The 2,501-nt window shown below is 46.7% G+C and carries 3 protein-coding genes; 1 reads left to right on the top strand and 2 read right to left on the bottom strand.

What is annotated here, in order from left to right:
- Positions 1-671 (top strand): sensor histidine kinase (locus tag ACEW8S_RS03270; protein WP_373516757.1); only part of this gene is annotated, 671 nt, incomplete at its 5' end.
- Here ACEW8S_RS03270 and ACEW8S_RS03265 read toward each other — a convergent pair.
- Positions 659-2,095 (bottom strand): rubredoxin, encoded by a 1,437-nt coding sequence (locus ACEW8S_RS03265; RefSeq protein ID WP_373516756.1) that lies wholly within the window; start codon positions 2,093-2,095, stop codon positions 659-661. The genes ACEW8S_RS03270 and ACEW8S_RS03265 overlap by 13 nt on opposite strands.
- Positions 2,096-2,117: 22 nt before the next feature.
- Positions 2,118-2,501, bottom strand: a 384-nt coding sequence (locus ACEW8S_RS03260; protein ID WP_373516755.1) for a (2Fe-2S)-binding protein, incomplete at its 5' end; no start/stop codon positions are given.

Below are 2,501 nucleotides of genomic sequence, written 5' to 3'. Positions count from 1 at the left end.
AAAAAAAGGCGCAGGCGAGCCAAATCGTCGAAGGGCAGGAGGAAGAACGCAAGCGGATTGCCAAGGACATACACGATGGTATAGGGCAGATGCTGACCGCGCTGAAATTCAATATTGAATCCATCGACTTGGAAAATACCCGAAAAACGGCGGAGAAAATAGTATATTTGAAAAGCTTGACCGCCGATTTGATCAAAGGCGTCAGAACCGCCACTTTTAATCTTACCCCGCCCGAACTTAGCGATCATGGCATCTTTCCCGCACTTCAGAAAATGACCAGGGAACTCTCTAAATTGACGGGCAAGACCATCTTGTTCGAAAACAGGTCGGAAGGGAATATCCGATTCGATTCTTTGGCCGAGACCAACATCTATCGGGTGACCCAAGAAGCCGTTAACAACGCCATCAAATATGCGGAGGCCAACTATATTTTGGTCACCATTAATTTTAAGGACAACCTCTTAAGCGTGTTGATAGATGACGATGGTAAAGGCTTTGACGATTCCATCTTAGGAAAACCGCCCAAGAACACCAGTGAAGGCGGTATGGGACTCTTCTTTATGAAAGAACGGATCGACTATATCAATGGCCGTTTGTTTATCAACTCCGTTCCGGGCGAGGGGACACGGGTTACCATCAATTACCTTAAAACATCCTTTCAAGAAAGTTGAAGTGCCACTTCTACAAAATCCGATTTTGGGGCTTCACAGACCGGGCACCCATAATCCTCCGGAAGATTTTCAAACGGCGTTCCGGCGGGAATATCGGCCTTGGCATCCCCGTACACGGTATCGTAAACGGTAAGGCAGGATCGGCATTGACGTACCGTTCTCTTGATAGGGTCCGAATCTTTTTGGATGGGTTTTTCCTGTGCTTCCTGACTGTAGAGTTGTCCAAAATATTTTTTGCTCAGTTCCATGAGAAGTCCCGGTAGCTCTATCTTGTCCACATCTTGGGCGTAGGCCTCGTAGGAATGGGTGTTCGGGTCGAAATTTTTGAAATGGAGCACGTTGTAGGTAGGGCGGACCTCGAAATCGGTCATGATGGCCGACGGGGCGTTTCTTTCGATGATGACCGATGCGAAATGTGATCTTTTGCCTACATCGTTACTTATACCGAACGTAAGGCCATAAGTACTGATATCGTTCTGGTCAAAGCTACGGACCAGAAACTTTTTAAGTTCCAAGGCTTCTTGATCGTCGACGGGCACATGCCAGTTCATCTCCAATTGCGAATGCCTGATATTGATGCCCCATTGCCCGATAAGGCGTTCGAGACTGGGCCTGCTTTGTTTTTGTATTCCCTTTACTATCAGCGATTTCCACGGGGTGATGCTTATTTTTCCGATACTGTTGTCGAGACAGAAGCCGCAGAATTCTTTGAGAAAAGCGAGGTCGTACCGGTTGTTCCGCCAGTAAAGGCCTAGCCAGTGCTGGTCAAGTCCCATGCGGTTCATGCCCTCATAGTAAGGGAATGTTGTATAAGGAATCTCTAATTTCTGTTCTAGGGATTTGTTATTGGTGTCCAGATTTTTATTTAGGATGAAGAACAGCTCATCGACATCCTGAATATCTTCGTATATAGCTTCAATGGCCTTTGAAATTTTCGAGATGTCCCAAGTATAGATCAAAACGGGATAGTCCGCCGCCGCGTGCCAATGGGGTAGTTTTAGGTTTAGGTACCAGTAATCCTCGTTTTTGGAAGCTATAAAATTCAGATTGCCGCTAAAGATGGGTACTAAGCGTTGTTTGGGATCGGTGATATTGATCTTTAGTTTGGGCAGGTAATCGAAGGCCTCCAAAATATAGAGATAGGTAGACCCGTTGAGCCAATGGGTCATGTCGAATATATCTGCGGAAAGGTACGAGCAGACAATGTTCTGATAGCTTCTGTCGCCTTGGATGTCGGTATGGAACCGAGACATACTTTCCAACTGTTCTTGCTCGGCGTCTTTCAATGGGAATAGCAAATCTTGCCGGGAGCCAAAGTGGACTTCTGTCAAGCCGGCCGATTCCAGCATAGCGATGATATCCTTGAGCTCCCCTGGGGATGTTACGCCTCCTTTGATCAATATGCGGTACAGATCGTCGTTCATTGGTATCGCTTTTGGTATTTATTTAACTGACCAATTGTTTTTCCAGTATAGCTTTGACCTCCGGCTTGCAACTGCCGCATCCGAGTCCGGCCCCTGTCTCGGAGCAGAGCTTGGCGAAATCGGAACACCCGTTGGCAATGGCATCGACAACGTTGCCTTCGCCCACCTGGCTGCACGAGCAGACTAGCTTGCCTTTTAGCGGTACTGAATTGGAGGTTCCCCGCAACAGTTCGTTCCGTTTTTCGGAAAGTTCTATCTCTTCCTCTATTAGCCTTTTGAATTCCGCAAACTCGTTTTTATCACCGATCAGAATGGCGCCTTTTAAGGTATCGTCCTTAACGATGCATTTTTTATAAAAGCGTTGGCTTACGTCCATCAAAATAATTTCTTCATAACTGGAGTCGTC

It is taken from the genome of Pricia sp., from assembly GCF_041745955.1.
In the GTDB taxonomy this organism is placed as follows: domain Bacteria; phylum Bacteroidota; class Bacteroidia; order Flavobacteriales; family Flavobacteriaceae; genus Pricia.
The sequence above is the reverse complement of the archived record's forward strand: the minus strand, read 5'-3'. Positions and strand labels throughout refer to the sequence as shown.